At 63.8% G+C, this 21,150-nt stretch carries 24 protein-coding genes and 1 pseudogene; 3 read left to right on the top strand and 22 right to left on the bottom strand.

Going from position 1 to position 21,150, the window contains the following annotated elements:
* Positions 1-83 precede the first annotated feature (83 nt).
* The gene (locus IEW24_RS24990; RefSeq protein WP_188583643.1) at positions 84-1,040 is read left to right on the top strand and encodes a quinone oxidoreductase family protein; all 957 of its coding nucleotides are present in this window, start codon (positions 84-86) and stop codon (positions 1,038-1,040) included.
* 355 nt (positions 1,041-1,395) lie between these two features.
* Positions 1,396-1,952: pseudogene (locus IEW24_RS29140) on the top strand (helix-turn-helix domain-containing protein); the annotation flags it as partial.
* On the opposite strand, the gene IEW24_RS24980 reads toward IEW24_RS29140, so the two are convergent.
* The 21 genes from IEW24_RS24980 to IEW24_RS24880 all read right to left on the bottom strand — a co-directional run bounded on the left by IEW24_RS24980 (position 1,921) and on the right by IEW24_RS24880 (position 19,358).
* Positions 1,921-4,122, bottom strand: a complete 2,202-nt coding sequence (locus IEW24_RS24980; RefSeq protein WP_244644655.1) for a xanthine dehydrogenase family protein molybdopterin-binding subunit — start codon at positions 4,120-4,122, stop codon at positions 1,921-1,923. The pseudogene IEW24_RS29140 and the gene IEW24_RS24980 overlap by 32 nt on opposite strands.
* A gap of 31 nt (positions 4,123-4,153) precedes the next feature.
* Positions 4,154-4,762: an Isoquinoline 1-oxidoreductase subunit gene (locus IEW24_RS24975; protein WP_244644654.1), complete on the bottom strand. Its 609-nt coding sequence runs from the start codon at positions 4,760-4,762 to the stop codon at positions 4,154-4,156.
* Between the two features lie 77 nt (positions 4,763-4,839).
* Entirely contained in the window at positions 4,840-5,307 is a 468-nt protein-coding gene (locus IEW24_RS24970) for a (2Fe-2S)-binding protein (RefSeq protein ID WP_188583642.1), read from the bottom strand.
* A 221-nt stretch (positions 5,308-5,528) separates the two neighbouring features.
* The gene (locus tag IEW24_RS24965) at positions 5,529-7,748 is read right to left on the bottom strand and encodes a xanthine dehydrogenase family protein molybdopterin-binding subunit (RefSeq protein ID WP_188583641.1); all 2,220 of its coding nucleotides are present in this window, start codon (positions 7,746-7,748) and stop codon (positions 5,529-5,531) included.
* Positions 7,749-7,751: 3 nt separating this feature from the next.
* The gene (locus IEW24_RS24960; protein WP_024021656.1) at positions 7,752-8,204 is read right to left on the bottom strand and encodes a (2Fe-2S)-binding protein; all 453 of its coding nucleotides are present in this window, start codon (positions 8,202-8,204) and stop codon (positions 7,752-7,754) included.
* Between the two features lie 12 nt (positions 8,205-8,216).
* A complete protein-coding gene (locus IEW24_RS24955) occupies positions 8,217-8,645 on the bottom strand; it encodes a c-type cytochrome (protein ID WP_188583640.1) in 429 nt (142 codons plus the stop codon).
* A gap of 148 nt (positions 8,646-8,793) precedes the next feature.
* Positions 8,794-9,228 (bottom strand): CopG family transcriptional regulator, encoded by a 435-nt coding sequence (locus tag IEW24_RS24950; protein ID WP_188583639.1) that lies wholly within the window; start codon positions 9,226-9,228, stop codon positions 8,794-8,796.
* Positions 9,229-9,238: 10 nt separating this feature from the next.
* The gene (locus IEW24_RS24945) at positions 9,239-11,212 is read right to left on the bottom strand and encodes a conjugal transfer protein TraG (protein WP_188583638.1); all 1,974 of its coding nucleotides are present in this window, start codon (positions 11,210-11,212) and stop codon (positions 9,239-9,241) included.
* Between the two features lie 27 nt (positions 11,213-11,239).
* Positions 11,240-12,979: a relaxase/mobilization nuclease domain-containing protein gene (locus IEW24_RS24940; protein WP_188583637.1), complete on the bottom strand. Its 1,740-nt coding sequence runs from the start codon at positions 12,977-12,979 to the stop codon at positions 11,240-11,242.
* Positions 12,980-13,223: 244 nt separating this feature from the next.
* Positions 13,224-13,988: a lytic transglycosylase domain-containing protein gene (locus tag IEW24_RS24935; RefSeq protein WP_188583636.1), complete on the bottom strand. Its 765-nt coding sequence runs from the start codon at positions 13,986-13,988 to the stop codon at positions 13,224-13,226.
* 3 nt (positions 13,989-13,991) lie between these two features.
* The gene (locus IEW24_RS24930) at positions 13,992-14,339 is read right to left on the bottom strand and encodes a DUF736 domain-containing protein (protein WP_024021502.1); all 348 of its coding nucleotides are present in this window, start codon (positions 14,337-14,339) and stop codon (positions 13,992-13,994) included.
* A gap of 45 nt (positions 14,340-14,384) precedes the next feature.
* Entirely contained in the window at positions 14,385-14,930 is a 546-nt protein-coding gene (locus tag IEW24_RS24925; RefSeq protein ID WP_024021501.1) for a S26 family signal peptidase, read from the bottom strand.
* A complete protein-coding gene (locus IEW24_RS24920) occupies positions 14,927-15,445 on the bottom strand; it encodes a DUF2840 domain-containing protein (RefSeq protein WP_188583635.1) in 519 nt (172 codons plus the stop codon). The genes IEW24_RS24925 and IEW24_RS24920 overlap by 4 nt, the downstream gene beginning before the upstream one ends.
* On the bottom strand, positions 15,442-15,696 hold the full coding sequence (locus IEW24_RS24915; RefSeq protein ID WP_024021499.1) for a hypothetical protein: 255 nt from the start codon (positions 15,694-15,696) through the stop codon (positions 15,442-15,444). Before IEW24_RS24915 ends, IEW24_RS24920 begins: the two co-directional genes overlap by 4 nt.
* Positions 15,693-16,331, bottom strand: coding sequence for a ParA family partition ATPase (parA, locus tag IEW24_RS24910; protein ID WP_188583634.1), 639 nt, complete (start codon positions 16,329-16,331; stop codon positions 15,693-15,695). The genes IEW24_RS24915 and parA overlap by 4 nt, the downstream gene beginning before the upstream one ends.
* 208 nt (positions 16,332-16,539) lie before the next feature.
* Positions 16,540-17,427, bottom strand: a complete 888-nt coding sequence (locus IEW24_RS24905; protein ID WP_188583633.1) for a replication initiator protein A — start codon at positions 17,425-17,427, stop codon at positions 16,540-16,542.
* Between the two features lie 11 nt (positions 17,428-17,438).
* A complete protein-coding gene (locus IEW24_RS24900; RefSeq protein ID WP_024021496.1) occupies positions 17,439-17,723 on the bottom strand; it encodes a helix-turn-helix transcriptional regulator in 285 nt (94 codons plus the stop codon).
* Between the two features lie 126 nt (positions 17,724-17,849).
* On the bottom strand, positions 17,850-18,260 hold the full coding sequence (locus tag IEW24_RS24895; protein ID WP_235219134.1) for a DUF2285 domain-containing protein: 411 nt from the start codon (positions 18,258-18,260) through the stop codon (positions 17,850-17,852).
* Positions 18,261-18,300: 40 nt separating this feature from the next.
* Positions 18,301-18,615, bottom strand: a complete 315-nt coding sequence (locus IEW24_RS28880) for a transcriptional regulator domain-containing protein (RefSeq protein ID WP_188583788.1) — start codon at positions 18,613-18,615, stop codon at positions 18,301-18,303.
* A 116-nt stretch (positions 18,616-18,731) separates the two neighbouring features.
* Complete coding sequence (locus tag IEW24_RS24885) at positions 18,732-18,995, bottom strand: DNA -binding domain-containing protein (RefSeq protein ID WP_188583632.1); 264 nt, start codon at positions 18,993-18,995, stop codon at positions 18,732-18,734.
* 120 nt (positions 18,996-19,115) lie between these two features.
* Positions 19,116-19,358 (bottom strand): helix-turn-helix domain-containing protein, encoded by a 243-nt coding sequence (locus IEW24_RS24880; RefSeq protein WP_024021493.1) that lies wholly within the window; start codon positions 19,356-19,358, stop codon positions 19,116-19,118.
* 154 nt (positions 19,359-19,512) lie between these two features.
* On the opposite strand from IEW24_RS24880, the gene IEW24_RS24875 reads away from it, so the two are divergent.
* Positions 19,513-19,731, top strand: coding sequence for a helix-turn-helix domain-containing protein (locus tag IEW24_RS24875; RefSeq protein ID WP_035022487.1), 219 nt, complete (start codon positions 19,513-19,515; stop codon positions 19,729-19,731).
* A gap of 198 nt (positions 19,732-19,929) precedes the next feature.
* On the opposite strand, the gene IEW24_RS24870 is transcribed toward IEW24_RS24875, so the two are convergent.
* A complete protein-coding gene (locus tag IEW24_RS24870) occupies positions 19,930-20,976 on the bottom strand; it encodes an IS110 family RNA-guided transposase (RefSeq protein ID WP_188583631.1) in 1,047 nt (348 codons plus the stop codon).
* Positions 20,977-21,150 lie beyond the last annotated feature (174 nt).

Below are 21,150 nucleotides of genomic sequence, written 5' to 3'. Positions count from 1 at the left end.
ATCTCTAGCTAGAGAACGTACCGAAGATCCAAGCTATTTGCGTCTCCTAACCGACAGTTCATCGGGCAATAAGGAGAAAAAAGATGAAAGCAGCAGTCGTTACAGATTTCGGAAAGGCGCCCGCCTACGGCGATTTCCGCGACCCCGTCGCGGGTGAAGGAGAAACGATCGTGCGGGTTCACGCGGCGCCCTTGAGCCCGATCGTCAAGGCCCTGGCGTCAGGCAAGCATTACACAAGCGGCGCCCAGGCCGGCTTCGTACCGGGCGTGGACGGTGTTGGCACCGATCCGGAGGGCCGGCGGGTCTATTTTCTTTTCCCCAAGGCCCCTTTCGGCTCGATGGGAGAGCTGGCGCTGGTCTCGGACGAGATGATCGTTGCCATCCCCGATGAAATATCGAACGTGCGCGCCGCCGCGGTCGCAACCGGTGGCCTGGCGTCCTGGGTCGCCCTCACGCGGAGGGCACCGCTTCAGCCGGGCGCTACCGTTCTCGTCAACGGCGCGACGGGTGCTGCCGGGGGCATGGCCGTGCAGATCGCGCGGCACTTCGGCGCACACAGGGTCATTGCAGTTGGTCGCAACAAGACGACACTGGACCGGCTCGATGTCGAGTCGCGCATCGCTCTCGACGACCGTGCAGATGAAGCCCTGCGCGCGGAATTCGATCGAGGCGTCGATGTCGTGCTTGATTTCCTGTGGGGCGAGCCTGCCGCAAGAGTCATTGCCGCCGCAACCATAAACCGGGGGGCACGGAACGGCGAACCGCGTGTGCGCTACGTGCAACTCGGCACGGCGGCGGGCGACGAGATTTCGATCCGTGGCGATGCTTTTCGCAGTTCTGGGCTCGAATTGATAGGCAGCGGCATCGGCAGCGTCGCCATCCGGGAATTGTTGGCTGGCGCTCGCGAGCTTCTGTCGGAGACGAACAGCGCCGGATTCAATGCCTCCGTCACGACGCTCCCACTCATGGCAGTCGCTGACGCGTGGACCGGCCCCTCAGATATTCGCTACATCCTGTCGCCAGCAGGTCGCACACATTGAAGCGCACGGGCAATGTCCGTCCGACCGTTGGTCGGGCGGGTAGGGCTCGGACACGGTCGCTTTGAAAACGTCGGTCTAGACTAGGGGCGCGGAAGCGCACACGGCTGCGGCATGGCTTCTCCAGCATCGGGGCCGCTGCGTCGCGCGAAAAATTCATAGCATTCGGCAGAGACTAGGTGTCCGCAGTCGGCGTCTCTGCCGGTCTGCTCCGCGGTTCGGATGGCTATATCGCAGGCTTGTCAAGCCGGGCCGGTGCGGATGTGCGCGACTGGAGCACCGCCGACATTCCGCCCCAACAGGGCCGCTGGGTTCTCCTGACGGGTGGCAACGGCTATCCGGAAAGTGGACGAAGTGGTCTCTGAACGCGAGCGGCGGTGATCGCGTCGGCTGGTTTTTCACTTTCGCGGACAAGCAGCTTGCGCTGCGATCAAGTCAATTCGCTCCGCCCCCGCTCATCAATGGACTCTGCAAGAACTTGGCGGGATCGACGGAATGTCGCGCTCAACATTCGCGCTCAGGTTCAAGGAGCGCGTCGGAAAGCCGCCGCCGATGCGGTATGTGGCGCGGTAGTGGATGCTGCTTGCCTGCGACAGGCGGGAGAATTCGAGCGATTCCGTTTTCGCGGTTGCCATCTCGCTCGGCTATGAATCGGAAAGCTCGTTCAGCACGGCCTTTAAACGAGTCATGGACTGCTCGCCTCGACAGTATGGACGTTGGCGGAAGGTCAGATCGGAAACCAGTTCCGTTGCTGCAGGCGTGCCGCCCGATCGGCTGCGTCCCAATGCCGACAATGGGAGTCGATGCATAGAGCGCGCGGTCGCTGTGGCGGCAGCGGAGGCCGACCTGGTTGAGGCCAAAGGCTTACATCCGCCGCCAACGACTAGGACTGCGAGGACACGTCGCTATTGCTGAGTGCGTTACCGCTAAGGAAGGGCAGACTTTTTGTTGGAGACCCGGTCAATGCCAGCATGGCATTCGCCACTGCGGGCGCGATCGGCGGTACGCCGGGCTCGCCCATGCCGGTCGGCCGGCTGGTGGACTTGATTATATGTGTTTCGACCGCCGGCATCTCATTCATGCGCAGGACCGGATGGCTGTCAAAATTGGTCTCCTGGACGATCCCGTCCTTCAAGGTCATCGCCCCGTACAGCGCGGCCGACAGGCCGAAGCCGATGCCGCCCTCCATTTGCGCTGCGATCTGGTCTGGCGCGACTGCAATTCCGCAGTCGACGACAGCGACAACGCGGCGCACGATCGGACGTCCGTCGACCAGCCGCACCTCGGCGACCTGACCGACGACCGTACCGAACGCCTCGGCAATTGCGAGGCCGCGGGCCCAGCCCGGTTGGAGCGGGCTGCCCCAGTCCACCTTGTGACAAAGCTCATCGAGCACCCCGATCCGTCTCGTATCGCCGGCCCTCTCATAGAGGGTACGCCGATATGCCGCCGGATCGCGATCGGCCCGCCGCGCGAGCTGATCGATGATATGCTCCATCACGAAGGCGGTGTGCGAAGCGCCGACAGAGCGCCAGAAGCCGACCACGACCGGAAAGCTCGGACTGAAGATCTTGCCGTCGACGGTCGAGGCGGTCGAAAAATAGGGTGAGTTGGTGATCCCCTCAGTCGCTTGAAAATTCGGCCCGATCGGCGTCAAAGCTTGGCAAACGCTGTGGACGCGCCAACGCGCCGGGAAGGCATCGGCTCCCATCTGGACCCAAACGCGGTGATGCGACATCGGCCGGTAGTAGCCAGACATCATCTCGTCCTCCCGGCTCCAGATCAGCTTGATGGGACGCCCCTGGATCCGCTTTGCAATCCGTACACATTCGACAAGATAATCGGAAGACATGATGCCGCGGCGGCCGAACGAGCCGCCGGCCGGCACGACTTCGAGGTCGACCTTGCCGGGGATCGTGCGGGCGGCGATCGCCGCCATGACCTGGTCGAGTGTCGCCAGATGGGCGCCTGAGCTGATCGACACGTTCCAGCCGTCCACTTGAGCGACGCAATCGAGCGTTTCCATCGGAGCATGGGCCAGATAGGGGAAATCGAACGCGAACTCGACGACGTCGCCGTCGAAGGGGGCCCCAGGATTTTCGCCCTTGGTCCCGAAGTCGCTCGGCTCCAGGTCGCCCCGCCCGGCCGCAATTTGATGATAATATTCGATGAGCTCCGGGGTTGACCGCATCTCGGCTTCGCCGTCGTTCCACTCGATACGCAGTGCGTCGCGTCCGCGCCTTGCGGCAAATGTCGTCTTCGCCACTACCGCGACACCGGTCTCAATTGCGAAAACGTCGACGACGTCCTTCACCTTCAGCGCGTCAGACGCATCGAACCGCGCCAGCGTTCCGCCAAAACGGGGGCTGTGCGCCACCATCGCAACCAGCATATCGGGACGTTGAATATCCTGAGTGTAGATCACGGCGCCGGTGCTTTTTGCCAGGCTGTCCTTGCGATGCACCCTATCGGTGCCGATCAGACGATAATCCTCAGGCTGTTTGAGCGTGGGCGACTGCGGAGGCGTCTGGCGAGACGCGTCTTCAAGAAGGTCGGCGAACGTCGCAGACCGGTTCGAGCCCGGATGCGACACAACGCCGTCCCGCACCTCGATGGACTGGCTCGAAACATTCCAGCGGTGCGCGGCGGCCGCGACAAACATCGCGCGCGCCGCAGCGCCTGCATTGCGCATTGCGTCCCAATTGCTGGCGATAGCGTTCGACCCCGCCGTCATTTGCAAGCCGTAAGCGCGGAAGTTGTTGCGCGCCTCAATCACGCGCACACGATCCCAATCCGCGTCGAGTTCCTCAGCGACCATCGCGGCTATGCCGGAATGGATGCCCTGGCCCATCTCCTGCTGCTTGTTGACCACTATCACCCATCCATCGGAGCCGATGCGAACGAAGGGCCCAAAGGCGCTCGGTCCCGGATCGCTACCGCCGCCCTGAAGGATCGCGCCAGCGACTTGCATGGGGTGTGTGGCGGTATAACCGACGATCAGGGCACCGCCGATCAGCGATCCGCCCAGGATCATCCGCCGACGCGTCATACGGAACCCTCGATTGGGGGCCTGTGGCTTGTTCACGGGCGTTTCCTCTTCCGAAAAATGGGCTGGTTCATGCAGGGCATTTTCCGCCGGTATCGAGCCAAGCCTTGATGATTGCCCCGAACTCCGCCTGCGTGCCCGGCGCGGGTTTGCGACCTCCGCCAGGGTGCCAGGCCCAACCAACAAGCGCATCCTCGCTCATGTGCTGAAGCAGCTCCTTGCGACTCATATGAGAGCGTGCCGGGTCCAGAAGCTGCCGACAGATCTCGCCAAGCGTCTTGCCTTGCCAGGCCATTTCGATCGGTGCGAGCATCCACATTGGGTTTCCGGGCACGCCGGATGACTCGAAATTCGTGGCTCCATGGCATGTCGAGCAGCGGAGCGCCGACTCTCCGGCGCCATCCGGACCGCGTGATACCCATGGCCTGTGCGGACGCATCGCGTCTGTCTGGGTGGGGCGATCCGTTCGCGGATGACAATTCATGCAGCGTGGGTGCTGGATCACGCGACCCGCTTCCTCGAATAGCGCGATCGAACGCTGGTCCAGGTCGGCGATTGCAGCGAACTCCGCCACTGTTCGCAGACGCGCGATATCCGGAAGCGGCTGACGGATCTGAATAGCCTGCGTCTGCGGCATTGGCCGAGGATAGAGCGCATAGACGAGCGTTGCCGCGATCATCGCTGCGAATGTGGCGAACAGCCACCGGCCAATGCGAAGACGCCCGCGCCGTGGCTCGGAAGGGGATCGCCGCCACCTCATCGGGCCGTGCCGAGCTGGGCCGCAGCGTCATGGATCGCGGCACGAATCCGGTTGTACGTGGCGCAGCGACAGATGTTGCCGCTCATGGCAACATCGATGTCGCGGTCGGTCGGGGTCTTGAGGGTGCGGAGCAACGCAACGGCACTCATGATCTGCCCGGACTGGCAGAATCCGCATTGCGGGACATCGCGCGCGACCCATGCGTCCCGGATCGCCTGCGCCTCGACTCCTTCGATGGATTCGATTGTGGTGATTCGAGCCGAGGCAGCCACCTCCAGGGGGAGCGTACAGGAGCGCGTCGGCGTGCCGTCAACATGCACGGTGCACGCACCACATTGCGCGACGCCGCAGCCATATTTGGTGCCGGTGAGCTTCAGCGTGTCGCGAAGCACCCAGAGAAGAGGAGTCTGCCCGTCATCTTCGACGTGGTGAATCTGGCCATTGACGGAGATCGCATAGGACATGAACAACTCTCAGGATTTCAGCTATGTCGCCTGAAAGGCTATTCTTTTCTCGCTCAGACGGACACGCGCGATCCTTCAGAAAAATTGCCCATTCCTACAAATTCTTGAATGGCCGCCCGCCGGCAGTGATTGAACAGGAGAGCCCATAGCCGCGATGCCGCGCGGCTATGGGAAGTCGTTCGCCGAGCCAGTTGTGGAGGGCTGCGTTGCCCAAAGAAGGTTTAGGTATCCAGAGCTGCCTTCACGCGTTCTGGCGTGAACGGGTAGTGGCGAAGCCGCACACCTCCGGTGAGCCGCGCGACAGCGTTTGCGATTGCCGGGCCGGTGGGTGGAAGACCTGCCTGACCAATGCCGCCAAAAGGACTCCCCGGCGTCGGCACCACGGCTACTTCTATCTCAGGCGCCTCGGACATTCGGATCAACCGGTACGTATCGAAATTCGACTCCTGCACCTCGCCGTCTATGACGTTGATTTGCTCGAACAGCGCATGGCCGGTACCGTTGGTGATGCCGGTCATCATCATGGCCTCGATATGGAGAGGCTGGATCGCCACACCGGGATCGATCGCGCACCAGACCTTGTGCACCCGGATGGCGCCGGTGTCCCGGTTCAGCGAGACCTCGGCGACCTGGGCACAATGCGAGCCGAACGCATCGGAGTAAGCGACGCCGAGCCCCCGGCCGTCTCGCGCCCGGTCCCACTCAGCCATCCGGGCCACGGTCTCGATCACCTTGCGCGCGCGCGGCTGGTCCTTGAGAAGCTCCAGCCGCAACGCGACGGGATCGATGCCTCTGGCGGCGGCGATCTCGTCGACAACGCATTCTATTGCGAACCTCGTATAGCCGACCCCCACGGCGAACCAGAAACCGATGGCCAGACCGTTGTCCTGGCGTAGATATTCTATCTGATGGGCGGGAACAGTATAATTGAATTTCGCACCCTCGGTCACGACGTCGTCGTGGCCGCCTGCTTCTTCGAACACCGGTGGCAAGGTTCGTGCAAAGATCGAATCCGCCACAATGCGGTGACGCCAACCGACGATGTTCCCCTCGGCATCGAGGCCGACCTTGACGTGCTGCGCCTCGAGCGGCCGGAACTTGTCGTGCCGGACGTCGTCCTCGCGGCTCCAGATGACCTTAACCGGTCGGCCCTCCACGGCTTTGGCCAGCGACACTGCATCGATGATGAAGTCCGCCTCCGCCTTGCGTCCGAAGCCGCCGCCGAGCAGGGTTGTGTTCACCTTGACCTTGTCAGGCGTGGTGCCCACCACCTCTGCTGCGAAGCCCTGTGTGCCCGTCGGACCTTGCGTCGGCGCCCAGATCTCCACCCTGTCGCCGGTCACGAGCGCCGTGGCGTTCATCGGCTCCATGGTCGCGTGGGCGACATGGTCACTCATATAATCGGCTTCTATGACCGTCGTGGCGGCAGCGATCGCGGCCTCGGCGTCACCATTGGTATGCGCGGGAACGCCTTGCTGGCCAAAGTCGCGGCCGACGGCGCGATACTCGTCGAGCAGCCGCTGGCTGCTATAGTTGCGAACCCTTGACGTTGTGCTCCAGGTCACATTGAGCAGATCTTTCGCGCGCCGCGTGGCTTCAACGGTTTCGCCGACAATGCCGACGCCATAGGACAGTGGGACGATATGGGTGATGCCGGGCACATCGCGCGCTTCGGCATCGTCGATGGTCTCAGGCCGTTCGTCCTGAACCGGCGCCCGCAGGACCGCGCCGTGGAGCATGTCCGGAAGCTGAACGTCGATACCGAAGACCGCGGTTCCATTGACCTTCGAGGGTACGTCGATGCGCTGGATCGTCCTGCTTCCGATATAGCGCCACCTGTGGCTTTGCTTCAGGTCGGCCTCTGTGGCCTGCGGCAACGGATCCGGAAGTAGCGCCCTGGCAGCGATCTCACCGTAGTCCAACGAGCGCCCCGAGGATGGATGCAGAACCCTGTGGGGCTCGGTCTCAAGCTCACTCACTGGCACGTTTAGCATCCCAGCTGCGCCCGCCAGCAGGATTAATCGTGTCTGGGCACCAGTCATGCGAAGCAGCGCATTGTAACCGCGCGTCGACTCGCTGCCGCCGGTAAGCTGAATCCCGTAGAAACCAGGATTGCCGTAGGTTTCCGCGTCGGACGGCGCCTGGACCACCCGCACACGGCTCCAATCGGCATCCAGTTCCTCCGCGACGAGCAGAGGCAGCGTTGTCGTGATGCCCTGGCCCATTTCGACGGCCGGCGAAATGATGCTGACCGTGCCATCCGCGCCAATCGTGATCCAGGCGTTGGGACGGAAGTCGCCCTCGGCGGCGGGTGCCATGGCTGCGCCGCTGGCAAGGTCGGGCACGCTCCCGAACGCGACAGCGATGCCGAGGCCGCCGGTCGTGACGAGAAAACTACGTCGCGACAGCACGCGGCTTTGAGGCTGGAGAATCGGGGTCATGGCTCAGCCCTCCCTTGCTGCGCGCTGGATCGCGCTGATGATGCGGACATAGGTCCCGCAACGGCAGATATTCCCGTCCATGTGGTCGACGATCTGTTCGCGGGTGGGGTTGGGCGTGGCAGCAAGAAGGGCGGCCGCCTGCATGATCTGGCCGGATTGGCAGTAGCCGCATTGCGGCACCTGCTCGGCGATCCAAGCCCTCTGCAGCGGATGGCTGGAATCCGGCGACAGACCTTCGATCGTTGTGACCTTGCGGCCGGCGACATCCTCCAGGAAAGTCTGACAGGAGCGCATCGGCTCGCCGTCGACGTGGACGGTGCAGGCTCCGCATTGAGCAATTCCACAGCCGAATTTGGTGCCGGTGAGCTTCAGATGTTCCCGGATCACCCAAAGAAGCGGTGTATCCGGTTCAGTGGCGACATTGACCGCTTGTCCGTTGATCGTGAAGGCTGTCATGAAGGCTTCTCCTCAATCTGGTGATTGGCTCTCGAGGTAGTTGATGATTGCAGTCCGCTGTGCGCCATCGGGGATGCTGACGGTCATCCGTGTCCCGCGGATCATTTGGCGCGGCGCGGTGAGAAAGGTCTCGAGTGACTGGCGATCCCAGGTGATGCCGGAAGATTGCATCGCTTGGGAATAGTTCGCGCCTTCGACGCTGCCGGCAGTCCGGCCGATAATGCCAAGGAGTGAGGGGCCCATTTTGGTTTGTCCCGGCTCGATGTTGTGGCAGGCGGCGCAACGCTGCCGGAACAAGCGCTCTCCATCTACCTCCTGAGCGGCGGCTGAAGACCCGAAGAACAGTCCGATAGGCAAAATGATTGCAAGCAGAGCGCCCGCCGGTCCTTTGATGCGACCTGCTGCAGGCGCGGTTATGGAATGGGTCATGGTGCAAATCATTGCATCGCCTCCTTAGTCAGGCGATACGATAGTTATGCCCGTGGAAACGATCTATGCTCGGAAATCCGTGATCTCTTTTCGATCGTCCGGCAATAATGTTTGATATCTTCGATGGATGCGCTCGCTATTATAGCCGTGTTGGCGGAAACTATTCTGCCCGATGCGCTTGATTGATATCCTCCGAAATCTCCTGCCGCAGCTTCGGCCCGCTCGCAAGTCGACGACCCAGAGCCGCGATGAACGCCTCGTATCGCTCGCTGGCCTTGGCACGAGCGGCCTGAGCGGCAGGCTCGGGCAATGCCGGCGTCGTGGTCAGCCAGAAGCGGACGAAGATCGCCAGCGTCTCGACAGAGATATCGACGTCGCGCTCCACGCGGGTCATGCGCCGGTCAATTTGGTCGAGCCGCTTAGTGATCGCCGCCTCCTGGCGCTCAGCCGCATCCGGCGAGAGGAAGGATGCGATGCCGGCCTCGGCCACTAGCGACATTGAGTGGCCACGCCGGGCCGCATGCGCCGAGAGAGCCCTCATGACGTCGGGCTCGAGATAGACGGAGAGCCGCTGCTTCTTCGGTGATTTCGTCATCGCGGCGTTCCTAAAATTCGATGCCGTCGCCGGGGTCAAGCGAAGCCTGGCGCATGTTCTGGTTCATGCGACTGAGGCGCGCGGCGTCGTCATCCGCATCGTCCGCCGGGTCGATCTCGAACTCGTTCTCGATCGGCGCCACCTTGGCGATCGGCTGCACGCGGCTCAGCTCCGGCTGGCGCCGCCGCTCGGACTCAGTCGTATCCTCCTCATCCGGATTGGCTCCCGTCGCCGCCGTCAGGACCTCCGGTGATGGCGGTAACGCCAGCTTGCTCCAGTCATCGGACGAGACCCCATCGGGCTTGATGATCCTAGGCGGTGGCAGCACCCGTTCCTGAAACCGGCGATCTTCATAATAGCGCGCCTTCTTCGCGCGGATCGGCGGCGTGCTGGCGACCATGACGATTTCATCGGAGGGCGGAAGCTGCATGATCTCACCAGGCGTGAGCAGCTGCCTGGCGGTTTCCGACCGCGACACCATCAGGTGGCCGAGCCAGGGCGAAAGCCGATGGCCGGCATAGTTCTTCATCGCCCGCATCTCGGTTGCGGTGCCGAGCGCGTCCGACACGCGCTTGGCGGTTCGCTCGTCATTGGTCGCGAAGCTGACGCGGACATGGCAGTTATCGAGGATCGAATTGTTGGGCCCGTAGGCCTTTTCAATCTGGTTGAGCGACTGGGCGATCAGGAAACTCTTCAGGCCGTAGCCCGCCATGAACGCGAGCGCGGACTCGAAGAAATCGAGCCGTCCCAGCGCCGGGAACTCGTCCAGCATGAGGAGCAGCCGGTGGCGACCGCCCTTGGCCTGCAGATCCTCGGTAAGACGCCGGCCGACCTGATTGAGGATCAGGCGGATCAGCGGCTTGGTCCGGTTGATGTCCGAGGGCGGCACCACGAGGTAAAGCGTTGACGGCCGCTTGCCGCCGACGATATCGGCGATCCGCCAGTCGCAGCGCCTTGTCACTTCGGCGACGACGGGATCGCGATAAAGGCCGAGGAACGACATGGCGGTCGAGAGCACGCCGGACCGCTCATTGTCCGATTTGTTCAGCAGCTCGCGCGCTGCGCTGGCGATGACGGGGTGGGGACCGGTTTCGCCAAGGTGCGCGGTCTTCATCATGGCGGCCAGCGTCGATTCGATCGGCCGCTTCGGATCAGAGAGGAAGGCGGCAACGCCGGCGAGCGTCTTGTCGGCTTCCGCATAGAGGACATGGAGGATCGCGCCGACCAGTAGCGCGTGACTGGTCTTTTCCCAGTGATTGCGCTTCTCGAGCGATCCTTCCGGATCGACCAGGATGTCGGCGATGTTCTGGACGTCGCGGACCTCCCACTCGCCACGGCGCACCTCGAGCAGCGGATTGTAACCGGCCGACTTCGGATTGGTCGGATCGAACAGCAGGACGCGGCCATGCCGCGATCGGAAGCCCGCGGTCAGCGTCCAGTTCTCGCCCTTGATGTCATGCACGATCGCCGAGCCTGGCCAGGTCAGGAGCGAAGGCACGACGAGCCCCACGCCCTTGCCGGAGCGGGTCGGGGCGAAGCACAGCACATGCTCTGGACCGTCATGGCGGAGATAGTCGCGATCGAGTTTGCCGAGCACCACGCCGTCGGGGCCGAGCAGGCCGGCCGCCTTTACTTCGTCATCCCGCGCCCAACGTGCCGAGCCATAGGTTTCGACGTTCTTGGCCTCTCGGGCCCGCCAGACCGACATGCCGATGGCGACGGCGATCGAGATGAACCCGCCCGACGCCGCGATATAGGCGCCCTCGACGAAGATCGGCGGCGCATAGGCATCGTAGAAATACCACCACCAAAAGAAGGCGGGCGGGTAATAGACCGGCCAACCGGCAAGCTCGAACCAGGGTGGGCCGAGCTGGGGCTGAAAACCGAGCCGATAGGCTGTCCACTCTGTCGCTGCCCACGTCGTGAACAGCACGATCAGGAAGACGGTGAGGATCTGGCCCCAGAGGATTTTGGTCGCCGACATGGCGGGGGTCCTTTCTTTTATTACGGGCTACAGGCCGAGGCCGCGCTTGCGGCCGAAACTCCAGTCGACCCCGCCATCGCCGCGGGCGACGCCGGAGACATGCTGGCCAAGATGCTTTTCAAGAGACGGCGACCAGGGCACGAGCTGGAAGCCGAGGCCGTCGTCGATCATGGCGAAGCGGCCCGAGGCGAGAGCGATGCGCTGCCGATAGGCGCCGGCGACATATTCCCCGGTCCCCGCCTTGACGAACGGGCGTCTGGTCTCGGCAGCGAGCTTTGCCCCGAGCGCTTCGACGTCGCGCTGACGCAGCGTGTCAATGAGGTTGCGGGAGAAGATGACGCTGCGGCCGTGGCGCTCAGCCAGGCGCTGCTCGATCAGATGTTCGGCGCGGCGGTCCATTGCGTCCCGCACCTCGGCGCCGAACCCGCCACCGCCAAGCGCCACCGGCTCGCGGGCGATCGCCTGCCGATCGAGCCAGGTCGCGCCGGTCGCGGTAACCTGGGCGGAGATGTCGAGATCCGAGCGAACAGCAAGCGCGACGCGCCGCTGGCCCCGCGCATCGTCGAACTTGCGCAGTTCGACGATCGAACCTGGCGCGCTGTCACCGGCGGCCTCGAGATCGGGCAGCTTGATGTGGTGGGTTCGGCCATCGACGCCGTCGACCACGGCATAGGCCGTGCCCTTGAGCTCGTCGTCGAGACCTCGCGTCACCAACCGGCCGACGACGGGATCGTTCAGGCTTTCGCCTGCGAGCACATAGTTGGCCGCGCCACGTTCGATGCCGCGGTCGGTCAGCGCGCGGTGCATGCGCTTGATGATGTCGCCGCGCTCGCCGAGGTCGCGTAGCGTCGCCTCGGCCTTCTCCGAGATCGTCCATTGGCCGGGACCGATCTCGTCGGCGAGGCCGAGCCCCTCGAGCTTGCGGAGCCGCCCGACCTTCAGGGCGTGGAATCCGTCCGGCTGCCGGTCGGGATGCGGAGCGAGATCGATGACGCCGGTCCTGTAGGCGTCGCGCGCGAGCTGACGATCGAGATTGGTCCAGCGCTCGGACTCGACCTGGCGCTCGATGGTGCGACGGATGTCCAGATCGGTGCGCGGTCCCAGTTCTTGGGTGATGAGGTCGCGGGCCCGGTCGCGCATGCCCTCCTTGATGTAATCGCGCGAGATCACGAGGTTCTCGCCATCGTCGCGGACGCCGCGCACGATCAGGTGGACATGAGGATGCTCGGTGTTCCAGTGATCGACCGCGACCCAATCGAGCCTCGTGCCGAGGTCCTTCTCCAACTGCCCGACCAGCTCGCGGGTGAAGCCCTTGAGGTCCGCCATCTCCACCGCGTCGTCGGGCGACACGATGAAGCGGAAGTGATGCCGGTCGTCCTCGCACCGCTCGGCGAAGGCCTTGGGATCGACGTCATCCCGGCCGGGGCCGAACAGCCGCGCTTTCTCTCCATCCCGGGTGACGCCCTCGCGGCGCAGATAATTGAGGTGGGTGCCGAGCGGCGCATTGCGTCCGCCCTGGCGCACGACGCGCGCCTTGACGACGGCCCCGCGAGAGCGGGCGGTGAGCAGCCGGTTGGCCTGCACCGCCGCGCGCTGGCCGCGGCCGAAGCGTGAGCGGTTGCCGGGGCCGATCTGACCACGCCTGGAGACTGCGCCTCCGGCCTTCTGCGCGGCGGCAAGTGCCTGCGCGATGAACGGCCTGGCCTGCTGGGCGCGCGTTGAACGGATACGGCCCGGCCGAATGCGGAAATCGTCGTCGGCGCTCATGGGCATGGCCCCGCACATCGCGCAAAGCCCAGGAAATCGTTGGGAAAGCGCCGCGCGCGCAGGCTGCGCCGATCAGGCGCACATCGCGTAAACGCGCCATAACCCCTTGAAAAACCACAACCGCACAAGGCCGCACATCGCGGCCCTTTATCCTGCCATCGTGCGGTTGTGATGACTGCTTTTCCCACTTCTGACGCCAATTCTACGCCAGAGCCCGACAATGCCGCAGGGAGTGCGAAGCCCATCATCGCGGCCCCGCACTGCCGGTTCGCGCCACGAACAGCCCGTCCGATCGCGGTCCAGACCGTGCCGGATCGGCTGCGGAATCTGGCGCAGATGGTGCAGCGGTATCCCCGTCGGGCTGCGGCCGATCTGCACCCGTCCTGCTATCGACCTGCACGATGAAGAGCGGCGCACGGGTCCAGGCGAGCGGATCGGCGGTCGCTACCGTGACGGGGGCAGCAAGACCGCCGCCACCGATGATCGGTGCGAGAGCGGCGACATAGGCGCGGGTTTCGGTCGGCAATGGGCGACCGGTGGCGCGATATTCCTCGTAGCGCCCGGGACCGGCATTATAGGCCGCCAGAAAGCCGGGCGAACCGTAGCGATCGTGCATCTCGTGCAGATACGCGGCGCCCGCCATGATGTTGTCGCGTGGGTCGAATGGATCGCCGCCGAGACCATGGCGGGTGCGCAAATCTCCCCACGTCGCTGGCATGATCTGCATCAGCCCCATCGCGCCCTTGGGTGAGATCGCGCGCACATCACCGCGGCTTTCGACGCGCATGACGGCCCGAATCCACGCTTCCGGAATGCCGAACCGGCGCGCTGCGTCGGCGATATGATCGGCATAGGGATCGCTAAGTGATGCGCGCTCCACCGACGCGTCTTGTGCGGCGGCCGGGACGGTCGACGACAGGCCGGTGAAAAGGCCGGAAAGGAGAATGAAGACTGTGTGCCGGACGGTGGGAAACTGTCCGACAACAGCGCGATGGCGGCGGGCCGGCATCGCTCAGTCCCGCTCGCCGCGCTTGGGCGGGCGGTTCCAGTGCAGGCCCCAGGCGGACTTGTCGTCGGCCGACTGGAACAGGTTGGCGCGGATCGGCTGCGGAAAGCATGGATCATCAAGCTGCAGCGCGACGTAATCTCCCGCCTTCTCGCCGGTGCGCTTCCAACCCGCGCCGAGTTCGGCTCGGGGTTCGTTGTTCATACTGTCGAAGACGTACACGCGGAAATCCGGCGCATTCTCGGCATCGGACGGCTCGGCCGGAATGATGATGATGTCCTGGTGCAGCAGGAGTGTTTCCAAGTGGCCGATGAAGCCACCATCGTCGCGGGTGAATTGACCGATCAGAGACATGATTTCCTCCTTCAGATTGCGGTGAGGTTGGGCATGGGCTCGCCGTCACCGCGTTGGCGCGCGCCAGACGAAGCGGCCATCGCCGTCCTCGTCGGTGTAGAGAGGGATGGCCCGACCGATCACGGCGGAGGCAGGCAGCGGTCCGAAGTAGCGGCCGTCGAGGCTGTCGCGGACTTCCCAGTTCATCAGGAACAGCTCGCCCTCGGCGACGACGCGGCAGCCCTGCCAGACGGGCAGCGGATTGCCGTGGCGGTCGCGATCCAGCGCCTCGCCCATGGGCACGGCGTCGACGGTGATCGCGACGCCCGTCCTGCAAACCCGCTGGCCAGGAAGTGCCACGACGCGCTTCACCAGCAGCACGCCGCGCGGCAGATAACCGCCCTCAGCGAGGAAGCTCGCGAGCGGCTCGGGCGCATTCACGGCGACCAGATCGGTGACGTCCGGTGACCGGTCCGGCTCGATGGAGTAGAGGCCAATGGGCGTGCTGGCTGAGGCGTTCCAGATCAGCTTCGGCGCGAAGGAAACGAGCGACAGAATGCCGAGCAACGACACGGCGGCCGTCGTGGTGATGGCATAGCCGAGCCGGCTCATGCGCCAATCTTCCGGCGGAAAAGGAAGGCGCGATGGCGCTGCATGGTGTAGCCGCGCGGCGTCTCGCCGGCGGTCAGGCGGTTATGGACGTGCCGCCAGTGATCGGGTGAGACATCAACTGGATCGATCCCGATGGCCTCGACCGCGTCGATGAGTTGGAGCACGCGCTCCACTTTCGGCCAGCCATCGACCCGTAGCAGGATGTCGCCGCCGGGCGTCACGGTCGGGAGCGTATGGCAGGGTTCGCCGGAAGCGACCGCGCGCAGAATGTCGAGCCGGGAGAGCACGGTGCCGTGCTCGTTCGCGGCCCAGCGCACCAGCGCGAAGGTCGCACCGGGAGGGAAGAAGAGGATGCGGCGGCGGCGGTCGAGGACCTGTTCGCGGACCTCGCGGCCGAAGCGGATCCAGTGTTCGATCTGCTTCTCTATCCAGACCAGCTCGACCTGGGTGAGATCTTCCTGCGGCGCATGAAGGGCGCGGCCGGGGCGCGCGGATGCGGCGGCAAGGCCGGTCATTGAGCGTCTCCTTGGGCTGATGGGAATTCGCGCTCGAACAGCGCGCGGAGCATGTCGGCGACCGTCTGGCCGCGCTGGAAGGCCGCGATCTTGATGCGGCCACGCATGTCGGCGGTGACGTCGATGGTCAGTCGGGCTGAGAAGTCATCGGCGGGTAGAGAGCGCTGCGTCTGGCGATCAGGCGCCTTGATCCAGCTCTCCGGATCGCCTGGCCGGGATGCGAAGCCGCGCTTGGGGGATCGTTCGCTCATGCGCCGATCCTCGTCACCTCGGCCGCGAGCGCGGTGATCTCGCGCGCACCCGGACAATCCTCATTCTGCTCGGCGGCGAGCCGGCCGGTCTGCACGACATCGGCGAAGACGATGCGCTGACCGATGGTCGTCGCCAGCAATGGCGGGTCGTGATCGGCGAGCGTCTCGGCGGTTTCGCGGGCGAGCACCGTGCGGGCCGCGCAGCGGTTCAGTACGAAGCGGGCGGCAAGCTGCGGGCGGTAGATGCGCGCTTCGCTGAGCAACGTCAGCATCTCGGCCGACGCCCAGCCGTCGAGGGGCGACGGCTGCACCGGGATCAGCACGAGATCCGCGGCGAGCAGCGCCGAGCGCATCAGACTGGCGACGCGTGGCGGACCGTCGATGACGACATGGTCGGCGTCACGCGCCAGCTCCGGCGCCTCGCGATGCAGGGTGTCGCGCGCCAGGCCGACGACACCGAATAACCGCTCCAACCCCTCCCGGCTACGCTGCTGCGACCAGTCCAGAGCCGAGCCTTGCGGATCGGCGTCGATCAGCGTGACGCGCTTGCCGTTGCGAGCCCATTCGCCAGCGAGATGCAGCGCCAGCGTCGTCTTTCCGACGCCGCCCTTCTGGTTGAGGAGCGCGACGATCATGACGGTCTCCCGGGAAACGGGGACTCGTCCACACGGCGCGAAAAAGCCGCTTCCGTTAGAAAAATTCCGAAGGAATCTAGGTTAGATAAGTTACGAGGCTCGCAAGCTGCTGATTCAGCGCGATGAATCGGCGATTCCGGTCCCCGATAGCACGAGAGTCCGGTCCCCAATGGCACGATAGGGCCGGTCCCTGATAGCACGAGACTATTCACAGCTTATCCCCAGGGCGAGTTGTCGAGCGGCGACGGCGGCGCGGAATGCCGAGCGCGTCGAGATCGGTGGGTGCGAAGGACAGGATTTCTGGACCGCCGACGCATTGCTCGATGGTGAGCCGGTAGCCGGGCAGCGGCTGGCGGCGGACGATGTCGCGCAGGTCGTAGGCGAAGTGCTTGAGCGGCGAGAGGCTGCCGGACTTGGCATGGAGGTGGGGGAAGTCGAAGCTCCAGCCGAACTCCTGTTTACCGCCGTGCTTGCGCACCAGCCGGTAGAGCCAGCGCTCCAGGCCACCAGTGAGGTCGAAGTATTTGCGGTCGATCGTCAGCACGAGCGCGTCGTCGAGCACGGCGCCGTAGAACCAGTCAGGGAGGATCAGCTCGAGGCCAAGCGGGCGGCCGCGGTGATCGGCGCGCTCCTTCCATTCGTTGATCCAGGAGAAGCGGTGCATTCGCCGCTCGGTCGGCTGGCGGATTGAGGTCGCCACCGTGGTCGATTGCAATCGATCGAGTGCCGCCTTCAGGCGGTCGTAGTCACGTAAGCTGACGCCGCGGCCGATGAAGTTCAGGATTTCGTATGGTGTGGTCGCCATCAGGCGAGAGGGACGCAAGCCCACATCGCGCGCTTCGACGATCTGCGAGGCCGCCCAGATCAGGACGTCCGCGTCCCAGATCGTCGCCATGCCGTGCTCGGGCACGGCTTCCACGCGGATCTTCACCGAGCCCGCTTTAAAGTCGATCGGCGCCAGGCGCTTCGACTTGGCGAGCGAGAAGAACGGATAGGCCATGAGGTCCTGCGCGTCGCGGGGCGCGAGATCGCCGGGCAGCGCCCGGAACAGATCGAGTTGCGCGCGGTCATCGTGATGGATGTGGCGGGACAGCATGGCCGGCCGCCTCAGCGTGGGAAGCGGCCGCCGGCGGTGGCGGGCGAAGCGATCTGGCGTTTGGCCGGCAGCACGGTGCCGCCGCGCGGATCGGAGGTGGAGGTGACGAGACCGCGATCCGCCCAGGCCTGAAGGTCGTCGACGGAATAGACGACGCGGCCGCCGAGCTTGCGGTAGATCGGACCGGTCCCGTAGGTCCGGTGTTTTTCAAGAGTGCGTTCGGAAAGGCCGAGGAAGCGCGCCGCCTCCTGCGTTCTCAGGTAGCGTGGCGGTAAATTGGCGGCTCTTTCGGCCATGATCGCACCTCCGTGGTCTCGCGGGCGGCCGCTTCGAATAAGCGGCGGGTTGCGAGCACGGTGGCGCGAAGACGGTGCCCCGGACGATGTCGAAGTAAGATGCTAAAATCGACACGCGAGCGGGTATCAGCGATCCCGGCGTGGGCGGCGCAGCAATGTCCGATAGCCGCCGCGAACCAGCTTCATGCCGTCGCGGGCGAGACGGATGGTGATCTCCCGGATCGGGTCGCCGACCCAGGATGCTGCGTCAATCTTGTGCTGGGGGAAGAGATGCTCGGCGACGGTGCGGTAGATGGCGCCGCTCTCGCGCGCGTCGACAGCGCGCAGCATCTGGCGGGCGCGCTGACGTCTCTGTAGCGTCATGCGTGGATCCGGCGGCACGCGCTTGCCGAACATTGCATGCCACAGGCGTTCAACCGCAGTCAGCCGGTCAGGCGTCAATTCGTCGAACATGACGAATGCGCCGAGGGGGCGGGCATCATCGACGTCGACCAGGGCAACATCGTGGGGCTCGCCACGCAGTGCGAGCCGGATCAAACGAGGATCATGCTCAAGGATGGCGTGGGTGCGCAGATTCTCAGCGCGGAGGCGGATTTCTCCCGCCGGGCTCGGTCCGCTGGCGAAAGGGAGTGTCGCCGGATCGGTTTGCGGGGTCCAGAAGATCGGCTGGATGAGTGCCGAGTTGCGAGGGTCGGCGACGAAATCGCAACCCCCATTGCTCGGCAAACTGTCGGGCGACGTCTTCGGTCAGTCGCCCGACGGCAACCAACTCTCGATATGATCGTCTGTAATCGGGATTGCGACGCAGGAACTCCCAGGCAAGATCGCCGGGGGTCAACTTGTCGATATAGTCATAGGCGGCTTCAGACCGCCAACTTTCATCTTCGGACATCTCCACCGTCTCCGCGCAAGGTCTACAACGCGAGTTATGCAGAGGATACGATTCCGGGTTGAACGGAGCGCGGGAAGAACGAAGTGGCCGCAACGTGATGCGGTTTACGCATCACTTCAGTGCAGGCGGCCCTGGAGCAACTCGCAAAAACCGCTCTTCGTCATCCATTTCGCGCGGTCGAGATGACTGGTGTAGATGCGCTGAGCGCGTTCCGGTTCGGCCTTGGCATCAAGGCCGAAGAGGACTTCGACGACTTCGCGCCAGTCGGCTTTTTCAGCGTCGGCATCCAGCAGCCGGACGTACAGCTTCAGATGCGCCTCGTCATAGGCGGTCAATGCCGCCCCAGCCGGCGGCTGGTCGAGAAAATCGTCTTTGGTCACAACATCCCCCGATCGCGAGATGTATCCAAACTGGAGGATATTGTTAACCGTGATTTGATCGGAATGATAACGCATGACCTTGACGCGAGACGAATTTGCAACGCCGCGACTTGTGGAACGTCAGGTTTCCTTCTTCGCATCAACGAGCAGCACTCCCTTGCCCTGATCTGAGTTCAGGAAGACAATGCCGGCGCGTTCGAAAGCCCGTCTCACCTCATCGCGCGTGCTCTCAAAAACCTCGAGGCCACTGGTGGATTCGAGGCGTTTGAGCGCGGTCAATGAGACCCGGGCCTTGTCAGCGAGCGTCTCCTGTGTCCAACCCAGCAACGCGCGTGCGGCCCGAAACTGTCGGGCGGTGATCATGCATGATCACCTCCCACACGGACCTACGCGTACGCCAAAACTACGACTTCTCTATTCGGGTCAACCGGATAGGTGGGTTTCTCCTGCCGAAGAAGCCCCGTTTACATATTATAGTTGATAAACTCAAAGTATGTAAACCGCGATCTTCCGGCGCATGGATATGCGCAAATTGGTCGGCCGGAACTTCGCCCGCCTGCGTCGGGAGAAGGGCCTGACCCAGGAAGAGGTCGAGGCGCGTTCCGGATTCAGTCAACAATACCTCAGTAGTCTTGAACGCGGCCGACGGAATCCGACCGTGATTACGCTGTACGAATTGGCTCAAGCTCTTGGCGTCAGCCACGTCGAGCTGGTCGCGCCCGACGATCAGAACTGAGCAAGCCACCCGCAAGGATCATGCTTCTCTTCGTGGTCGGCACAGGGCCGCCACAGGATGGGATCAGAGGAGCCGACGGAACAATCTATAATGCGACATCGCGTTGGCGGGGCCTCGGCGGTCAAGTCGTATTTGCGAACTCGTCAGTCCCCGTCCCCTCGCGGGGAGGTGCATCGGCAGGGTCTTCCTCGCCGCATCTCAAGAGGATGGGGCGGCCGCTTCCGGCCTCACACCCCAATCGAATTCCGTGCCGTCGATCCACATGCGATGCAGGATCACCGCGATCCTGCGCGCCAATGCGATGATAGCCTTCTTGTGACCCCTGCGCCGGGAGACGCGTACGGCCCAGGCTTTCAGCGATGACCATCGCTTGACCCGCGTCAACAGCACCTGCGCCGCTTCATAGAGCAGGCTGCGCATCATCTCGTCTCCCCAGCGCGAGATGCGGCCACTCCGATCCACTTCGCCGGACTGCTGTTTACGGGGCGTGAGGCCGAAGTGTGCGCCAACCGTGCGGGAGCGCGAGAAGCGGGACGGAACATCGACCGTCGCCCGAAACGTCAGAGCAATCAGAGGCCCGACACCCGGCACGGTCATAAACCGGCGCGTTACCTCATCTTGCCGTGCGAGCTTGACCAGTATGTCGTCAAGTCGGCCAAACTGTTCCCGCAGCGACCGCCTGGCAAGCAACAGGGCATCGGCGACGATATGAAGGTCGGTATCTGCGATCAGTTCGCGGACACGCGGCTCAAAGTCGCGAGCGGTCACCTTACCGAGGTGGTAGCCGAAGTTCCGGATGAGGCCGCGGATTTCGTTCTCGACATCCTGGAGCTTGCTCCGCAGGAGCTGACGTGCCGTGAGTATGGTTCGAAGGCGCTGGCTTGTCGGCGTTTTGACGTGAACCGGCTTGAACAGGCCGACACGCATCATCTGGGCGATTCCACGCGCATCATGACGGTCGGTCTTGTTGAGCTGCGCCGAAAGCGCCGCCTTCATATGACGAGTCTCGACGCAGACGACTGGCAGGTTGCTCTCGGCCAGCCGACCATAGATATGCTGGGAAAGCATTCCGGCCTCCAGGCCGACGCGCGCGATCGCAAAAGGTAGTGACAGTATGTGCTGCGCGATCTCATCCGGGTCGGAGGAGAGCTTCCGCTCGTGAGCGACGAGGCCATCTTGATCAACGGCACAGAGATTGACAGTGCGGGCCGAGACATCCAGCCCAATGAAGTGGCTTTGTGACATGCCGAATCCTTCCCGAATCAAGGAACGGCACTTCTCATAACCAATCTTCGGCCGGTTTTGTAAACTACGACTATTTCAGTCGTCGTCGGAGTTTGTTGGCCGAAGCAACTCGTGTCTAAGAGGGCGTTTGAGAAGGGTATTGGTTCACAGCCATCGGCGCAGCAAGGTTGCTGA

Origin of the sequence: Azorhizobium oxalatiphilum, from assembly GCF_014635325.1 — a bacterium.
Classification (GTDB): domain Bacteria; phylum Pseudomonadota; class Alphaproteobacteria; order Rhizobiales; family Xanthobacteraceae; genus Azorhizobium; species Azorhizobium oxalatiphilum.
This window is presented reverse-complemented; position numbering and strand designations above follow the sequence as displayed.

Bases quoted from the DNA above. Each gene is read 5' to 3' on its own strand.
- IEW24_RS24990 (WP_188583643.1), top strand. From the start codon at position 84: ATGAAAGCAGCAGTCGTTACAGATTTCGGAAAGGCGCCCGCCTACGGC.
- IEW24_RS24975 (WP_244644654.1), bottom strand. From the start codon at position 4,762: ATGATCGCGGCAACGCTCGTCTATGCGCTCTATCCTCGGCCAATGCCG.
- IEW24_RS24970 (WP_188583642.1), bottom strand. From the start codon at position 5,307: ATGTCCTATGCGATCTCCGTCAATGGCCAGATTCACCACGTCGAAGAT.
- IEW24_RS24965 (WP_188583641.1), bottom strand. From the start codon at position 7,748: ATGACCCCGATTCTCCAGCCTCAAAGCCGCGTGCTGTCGCGACGTAGT.
- IEW24_RS24960 (WP_024021656.1), bottom strand. From the start codon at position 8,204: ATGACAGCCTTCACGATCAACGGACAAGCGGTCAATGTCGCCACTGAA.
- IEW24_RS24955 (WP_188583640.1), bottom strand. From the start codon at position 8,645: ATGATTTGCACCATGACCCATTCCATAACCGCGCCTGCAGCAGGTCGC.
- IEW24_RS24950 (WP_188583639.1), bottom strand. From the start codon at position 9,228: ATGACGAAATCACCGAAGAAGCAGCGGCTCTCCGTCTATCTCGAGCCC.
- IEW24_RS24945 (WP_188583638.1), bottom strand. From the start codon at position 11,212: ATGTCGGCGACCAAAATCCTCTGGGGCCAGATCCTCACCGTCTTCCTG.
- IEW24_RS24940 (WP_188583637.1), bottom strand. From the start codon at position 12,979: ATGAGCGCCGACGACGATTTCCGCATTCGGCCGGGCCGTATCCGTTCA.
- IEW24_RS24935 (WP_188583636.1), bottom strand. From the start codon at position 13,988: ATGCCGGCCCGCCGCCATCGCGCTGTTGTCGGACAGTTTCCCACCGTC.
- IEW24_RS24930 (WP_024021502.1), bottom strand. From the start codon at position 14,339: ATGTCTCTGATCGGTCAATTCACCCGCGACGATGGTGGCTTCATCGGC.
- IEW24_RS24925 (WP_024021501.1), bottom strand. From the start codon at position 14,930: ATGAGCCGGCTCGGCTATGCCATCACCACGACGGCCGCCGTGTCGTTG.
- IEW24_RS24920 (WP_188583635.1), bottom strand. From the start codon at position 15,445: ATGACCGGCCTTGCCGCCGCATCCGCGCGCCCCGGCCGCGCCCTTCAT.
- IEW24_RS24915 (WP_024021499.1), bottom strand. From the start codon at position 15,696: ATGAGCGAACGATCCCCCAAGCGCGGCTTCGCATCCCGGCCAGGCGAT.
- parA (WP_188583634.1), bottom strand. From the start codon at position 16,331: ATGATCGTCGCGCTCCTCAACCAGAAGGGCGGCGTCGGAAAGACGACG.
- IEW24_RS24905 (WP_188583633.1), bottom strand. From the start codon at position 17,427: ATGCTGTCCCGCCACATCCATCACGATGACCGCGCGCAACTCGATCTG.
- IEW24_RS24900 (WP_024021496.1), bottom strand. From the start codon at position 17,723: ATGGCCGAAAGAGCCGCCAATTTACCGCCACGCTACCTGAGAACGCAG.
- IEW24_RS28880 (WP_188583788.1), bottom strand. From the start codon at position 18,615: ATGTCCGAAGATGAAAGTTGGCGGTCTGAAGCCGCCTATGACTATATC.
- IEW24_RS24880 (WP_024021493.1), bottom strand. From the start codon at position 19,358: ATGATCACCGCCCGACAGTTTCGGGCCGCACGCGCGTTGCTGGGTTGG.
- IEW24_RS24875 (WP_035022487.1), top strand. From the start codon at position 19,513: ATGGATATGCGCAAATTGGTCGGCCGGAACTTCGCCCGCCTGCGTCGG.
- IEW24_RS24870 (WP_188583631.1), bottom strand. From the start codon at position 20,976: ATGTCACAAAGCCACTTCATTGGGCTGGATGTCTCGGCCCGCACTGTC.